We start from the raw sequence: 5823 nt of genomic DNA on the forward strand, positions 1-5823 counted from the left end.
TTGGGGGACATGGGATGGGGGAACGCGCGCCAGGCGGAGCGGGGACGTGGGTCCGCCGCTCACGCGCTGGCAGCGACGTCAGGTGTATTCAGCGGCCAGCTCGCGGCGGTCCTGCTCTCCGATGAGGTGCTGGGCGTAGCGGACCAGGTCCGCCTCGGTGAGGAGGCCCTGGAGGACGCCGCCCTCATCCACCACGGGCAGGCAGCCGTACTTGTGCTCGAGCATCAGCGTCACCGCCCGCCGCAGCGGCGTATCCGGACGCACCGTCTGCACGTCGCGCGTCATGATGTCCGCGGCCCAGAGTGGCTGCGCTGCCGGATCCGTGGCGTGGGTGGCGGCGGCGCGCAGCAAATCTCGGTGGGTGATGAGGCCCACCAGCTTGTCTTGCCGCACCACCGGCAGGTGACGGATGCGGTGCAGCCGGAGCAGCTCATCCGCCTTGGCCAGGTTCTGCGTTTCCTTGAGCGTGACGACGTCACGGGTCATCAGCTCTCCGACAATCTGCATGGCGGTACTCCTGGCGGGTGGAAGACGTCTACCGTCCCTTCTATCACTGCATCCACTGCATCTCCGGGGCCAACCGGTCTGCCCCAGGGAACGGTGTTTCCCGACCTGTGGACGCGCAAGGTTTGCGCGGAGGCTCGCCGCTCCGCAGACATTGCGCGGTCGACAAGCGCCTGGGCCCGCGGCCGGGTTGAAGCCGGCCTCGCTGTGCGCTAGACACTCACCCTGTCGCTAGGGGTGCCCCGGAAGGGGCTGAGACGGCCGTGGATCCGGCCAACCCTTGGAACCTGAACCGGTTCGTACCGGCGGAGGGAAGCGGCCCGGGAGGCTCGCCGCCCTCCGAGCGTCTGCCCGTCCGCCCTCTGAAGAGGAGATGCGTGATGAGCGGAGCGTCCAGAAGCCTGAAGGTCGACGGGAAGGTGCTGGAGGGAGTCAGTCGGGGCCCGCTGCCAGCCTCGCGCAAGGTGTACGTGCCCGGCGTGCTGTACCCGGACCTGCGCGTGCCGCTGCGCGAAATCAGCCAGACGCCCACGCGCCACGGCCATGGACCGGACGCGAAGGAGACGGCCAATCCGCCCATGCACGTCTACGACGCCAGCGGGCCGTATACGGACCCGGCCGCGGAGCTCGACCTGCGGCAGGGCCTGCCCGCGCTGCGCGAGTCCTGGATTCTGGGCCGCAACGACACCGAGGCGCTGTCCGGCGTGAGCTCCGAGTACGGCCGCGCCCGTGAAGTGGACCCGCGCCTGGCGGGGCTGCGCTTCGCCCACCGCCGCGCGCCGCGCGTGGCGAAGTCCGGTGCCAACGTCACGCAGCTGCACTACGCGCGCAAGGGCATCATCACCCCGGAGATGGAGTACGTGGCGCTGCGGGAGAACCTCCAGGTGGAGGCCTCGCTCGCGGCCCAGCACCCGGGCCAGTCGTGGGGCGCGGCGATTCCGCGGGTGATCACGCCCGAGTTCGTGCGAGATGAAATCGCGCGGGGCCGCGCCATCATCCCGGCCAACATCAACCACCCGGAGCTGGAGCCGATGATCATCGGCCGCAACTTCCTGGTGAAGATCAACGCCAACATCGGCAACTCGGCCGTCACGTCTTCCATCGAGGAAGAGGTGGAGAAGATGGTGTGGTCCATCCGCTGGGGCGCGGACACGGTGATGGACCTGTCCACGGGCCGCAACATCCACGAGACGCGCGAGTGGATTCTCCGCAACGCGCCGGTGCCCATCGGCACCGTGCCCATCTACCAGGCGCTGGAGAAGGTGGGCGGCAAGGCGGAGGACCTCACCTGGGAGCTGTACCGCGACACGCTCATCGAGCAGTGCGAGCAGGGCGTGGACTACTTCACCATCCACGCGGGTGTGCTGCTGCGCTACGTGCCGTGGACGGCGAAGCGCCTCACCGGCATCGTCAGCCGCGGCGGCTCCATCATGGCCAAGTGGTGCCTGGCCCACCACCGGGAGAACTTCCTCTACACGCACTTCGAGGAGATCTGCGAAATCATGAAGGCGTATGACGTCAGCTTCAGCCTGGGGGACGGGCTGCGGCCGGGCTCCATCGCGGACGCCAACGACGCGGCGCAGTTCGGCGAGTTGGAGACGCTGGGCGAGCTGACGAAGGTCGCCTGGAAGCACGACGTGCAGGTGATGATTGAAGGCCCGGGCCACGTGCCCATGCACCTCATCCAGGAGAACATGACGAAGCAGCTGGCCGTGTGCGGCGAGGCGCCGTTCTACACGCTGGGGCCTCTCACGACGGACATCGCGCCGGGCTACGACCACTTCACCAGCGGCATCGGCGCGGCGATGATTGGCTGGTTCGGCACGGCGATGCTCTGCTACGTGACGCCCAAGGAGCACCTGGGCCTGCCCGACCGGGACGACGTGAAGGAAGGCGTCATCACGTACAAGATCGCCGCCCACGCCGCGGACCTGGCCAAGGGACATCCAGGGGCCCAGGCCCGGGACAACGCGCTGTCCAAGGCCCGCTTCGAGTTCCGCTGGGAGGACCAGTTCAACCTGTCGCTGGACCCCGAGCGCGCCCGCGCCTTCCACGACGAGACGCTGCCGGCGGAGGGCGCGAAGGTGGCCCACTTCTGCTCCATGTGCGGTCCGCAGTTCTGCTCCATGAAGATCACGCAGGAGGTGCGCGACTTCGCGGAGAAGCAGGGCGTGAGCGAGGACGCCGCGCTCCAGGCCTCGCTCGAGGAGAAGAGCGAGGAATTCAAGAAGGCGGGGAGCCAGTTGTACCGCTAGGCGGGCGACCCGTCAGATCACCTGTCCTGGACGTGACAATCAGCGCGGGTGCGTGTCATGGTGAACCCCAATGGGCGCGGTGTGCGCGCCCGAGACATCTTTGGAGGGGATTTTCAATGGAGACTCCGCCGCAGGAGCAAATGGGTTCGTTCATCAGTGGCACGCCGATGCCGACCCAGGACGAGAAGACGATGGGCCTGCTCGCTCACATGGGCACCATCCTGGCCAACTTCGTGGGCCTGGGCTTCGCCGTGCCGCTGGTGTTGATGCTGACGAAGGGCAAGGAGTCCTCCTTCGTCCGCGCTCACGCCGTGGAGTCGCTGAACTTCCAGATCACGGTGTTCATCGCGGCCTTCGTCAGCGCCATCACCGTGTGCATCGGCATTGGCGCCGTCCTGCTGCCCATCGTCGGCATCGTGGCCATCGTCTTCGCCATCATCGCGGGCCTGAAGGCGAACGAGGGTCAGCTCTACAAGTACCCGGTCAACATCCGGCTGGTGAAGTAGCGCGCCGCTTCGGGCCCCGCGGACACGGGCCAGGAACACCCGGGCGGGCCAGGCGCGAAGGCGCGGGCCCGCCCGTCGTTTTTTCAGCCGCCGATGCCCATCATGGACAGCAGCGTGGCGCCGTTGCCGGGCTCGGTGAAGCGGTGGCCCTCCGGCTTGTCGCCCAGCGCCCGGCGGATGGCCACGGCCAGCTCCACGTCGCTGGCGCCGCCGCGGATGAGCTGGTGCAGCGGCGCCTGCGCCCGGCCGCCCAGGCAGCTGCGCAGGTCGCCATTGGAGGCCACGCGCACGCGGTTGCAGCTCCCGCAGAAGTTCTGGGTGAGCGGGGAGATGAAGCCCACGCGGCCCGCAGGCGCACGCCAGTAACGGGCCGGTCCGGCGGCGTCGCCCGTGTCATCGGGCTCGGGCTCCAGCGGCAGGCCCGCGGCCTGGAGCCGCTCCACCAGCTCCGCGGTGGGCACCGGCGTGCCCTGGCCAAAAGGCATCAGCTCGATGAAGCGGGGCGTGACGCCGCGCGCGTGCGCATAGGCGACCAGGGCAGGGGCCTCCGCGTCATTCACGCCGCGCATGACGACGACGTTGAGCTTGAGGGACGCGTAGCCGGCGCCCGCCGCCGCGTCCAGGCCTCGCAGCACCGCGTCGAAATCCCCCTGCTTGGAGATGCGGCGGAACGTCTCCGCCAGGAGGGTGTCCAGGCTCAGGTTGAGCTGGGTGACGCCCGCCTCGCGCAGGGGGAGGGCGAGCCGCTCCAGGTGGCTGGCATTGCTGGTGATGGCCAGGTGCTGGATGCCGGGCACCGCGGCGATGCGCCGGGCGATTTCCAGGATGTCCGGGCGGATCAACGGCTCGCCGCCGGTGAGCCGCACGCGGCGGATGCCCATGCGGGCGAAGACGGAGGTGATGCGCTCCAGCTCCTCGGGGCCCAGCAGATCCCGCTTGCCGCCCCACGAGGCGGGCGAGCAATAGCTGCACCGGAAGTTGCACCGGTCGGTGATGCTCAGCCGCAGGTACGTCATCCGCCGCCCCTGCGCGTCCAGCAGGGGCGGAGCCAGCACGGAAGAAGGAGGCTGGAGGGCGGGAGCGGTCATCTCATCCAGCCAGGCTCACCCCTTGTTGCCAGCCGCCGAACGAACGACGCCCGGCTTGGGCGCGTCATCGTCGCTGGCGGGGTGGCCGGGCACGGCGGCGTCCACGTCGTCGTCCAGGTCCGTGAGCCGGGCCAGCTCCGCCTCGGCGTCATGGGCGTCCTGTTCGGCCTGGGGGAGCTGGAGCTTCTTCAGCGCCATCTCCTGCTTGATGCGGATCAGCCCCTCCTCGCCAATGTCGAGGAACGCCCGGACGACCTCCGGATCGAACTGCGTGTTGGCGCAGCGTTTGATTTCCTGGATGGCGTTGGTGAACGTCGTCCCCTTGCGGTACGGCCGGTCGCTCGTCATCGCGTCCAGCGTGTCCGCCACGGCGAAGATGCGCGCGCCAATGTGGATTTCGTGCCGCTGGAGGTTGCGCGGATAGCCGGCGCCGTCCCAGCGCTCCTGGTGCGACAGGACGATGGAGGCGGGCGTGTCCAGGAACGGAATGGCCTGGATCATCTGGAAGCCGATGTCCGGGTGCTTGCGCATCTCCAGCCACTCGTCCGGCGTGAGCTTGCCGGGCTTGAGCAGCACCGCGTCCGGCACGCCAATCTTCCCGATGTCGTGCAGCAGCGCGCCGCGTCCAATCTCCTCCATCTCCTTGCCCTGGATGCCCATGCGCTGCGCGATGGCGGACGTGTAGCTGACCACGCGCTGGGAGTGGTCGCTCGTCTCGTGCTCGCGCGCGTCCAGGGCGGCCACCAGGGCCAGCAGCGTGTTCTGGTACGTGTTGGCGATGTCGCGCAGGGCGCTGCGCAGCTCCGCCGTCCTGTCCCGGACCTTGCGCTCCAGCTTCTTCTGGTAGCGCTTGCGGGCCATCTCGATGCGGCGCTTGGCCAGCGCCCGCTCGATGGCCCGGATGAGGTCCGTGAGCTTGGGTGGCTTGAGCAGATAGTCCACCGCGCCACGGCGCAGGCAGTCCACCGCGGACTCGGTGTCACCGTAGCCCGTGAGCATGATGACGGAGGTGTCGGGGAGCCGCTCGCGAAGGTTCTCCAGGAGCCAGAGGCCGTCCTTGCCCGGCATCTTCATGTCGCTGATGACGAGCGGAGTCTCCTCCTCGCCCGCCAGGTCCAGGGCCATCTCGGCCCCGTTGGCGACGACGCAGTTGTAGCCTTCCTCACGCAGCAGGACGGAGATGACGTCGCGTACGGAGTCGTCATCGTCGACGATGAGGATTCGGGGTGGGGCAGGGGGGATGGCTTCCACGGCGAGCGATTCTAGAGGTTTCCGGGTTTCATTGGCCAACGAGTACGGGAATTTACCATCGGATCAGGCTTCGTGGCGGAGCGAACGGGCGACCTGGCGAGGGGACGACCCCTGGTGGTGGGTGGGACAGGCAGGCACAGCGCCCTGTCCGCCCTCTGAAACGAGCCGCTGGACGCCCCCTGACCCTTGACGCCGGGGGGCTCAGGTGCGGGGTTGGGT

At 68.6% G+C, this 5823-nt stretch carries 5 protein-coding genes and 1 riboswitch; of the genes, 2 read left to right on the forward strand and 3 right to left on the reverse strand.

Translation table 11 applies throughout. From position 1 onward, the window contains the following. Positions 1-78 precede the first annotated feature (78 nt). Positions 79-507 carry a CBS domain-containing protein gene (locus G4D87_RS32420; protein WP_163786558.1) on the reverse strand — a complete coding sequence of 143 codons (429 nt, stop codon included), beginning with the start codon at positions 505-507 and terminating at the stop codon, positions 79-81. Between the two features lie 220 nt (positions 508-727). Next, positions 728-835, forward strand: a riboswitch (TPP riboswitch). Between the two features lie 49 nt (positions 836-884). On the opposite strand from G4D87_RS32420, the gene thiC reads away from it, so the two are divergent. Continuing rightward, entirely contained in the window at positions 885-2759 is a 1875-nt protein-coding gene (gene thiC / locus G4D87_RS32425; protein WP_163786559.1) for a phosphomethylpyrimidine synthase ThiC, read from the forward strand. Between the two features lie 116 nt (positions 2760-2875). Continuing rightward, complete coding sequence (locus tag G4D87_RS32430) at positions 2876-3265, forward strand: DUF4870 domain-containing protein (RefSeq protein WP_020478852.1); 390 nt, start codon at positions 2876-2878, stop codon at positions 3263-3265. A gap of 83 nt (positions 3266-3348) precedes the next feature. On the opposite strand, the gene moaA is transcribed toward G4D87_RS32430, so the two are convergent. Both moaA and G4D87_RS32440 read right to left on the reverse strand, forming a co-directional pair. Then, positions 3349-4353, reverse strand: a complete 1005-nt coding sequence (gene moaA, locus G4D87_RS32435; protein ID WP_163786560.1) for a GTP 3',8-cyclase MoaA — start codon at positions 4351-4353, stop codon at positions 3349-3351. A gap of 15 nt (positions 4354-4368) precedes the next feature. Then, on the reverse strand, positions 4369-5604 hold the full coding sequence (locus G4D87_RS32440) for an HD-GYP domain-containing protein (protein WP_163786561.1): 1236 nt from the start codon (positions 5602-5604) through the stop codon (positions 4369-4371). Positions 5605-5823 lie beyond the last annotated feature (219 nt).

The sequence above is a fragment of the Myxococcus vastator genome (assembly GCF_010894475.1).
GTDB lineage: Bacteria > Myxococcota > Myxococcia > Myxococcales > Myxococcaceae > Myxococcus > Myxococcus vastator.

Coding starts and splice junctions, on each gene's coding strand:
- G4D87_RS32420 (WP_163786558.1), bottom strand. CDS start 507: ATGCAGATTGTCGGAGAGCTGATGACCCGTGACGTCGTCACGCTCAAG.
- G4D87_RS32430 (WP_020478852.1), top strand. CDS start 2,876: ATGGAGACTCCGCCGCAGGAGCAAATGGGTTCGTTCATCAGTGGCACG.
- moaA (WP_163786560.1), bottom strand. CDS start 4,353: ATGACCGCTCCCGCCCTCCAGCCTCCTTCTTCCGTGCTGGCTCCGCCC.
- thiC (WP_163786559.1), top strand. CDS start 885: ATGAGCGGAGCGTCCAGAAGCCTGAAGGTCGACGGGAAGGTGCTGGAG.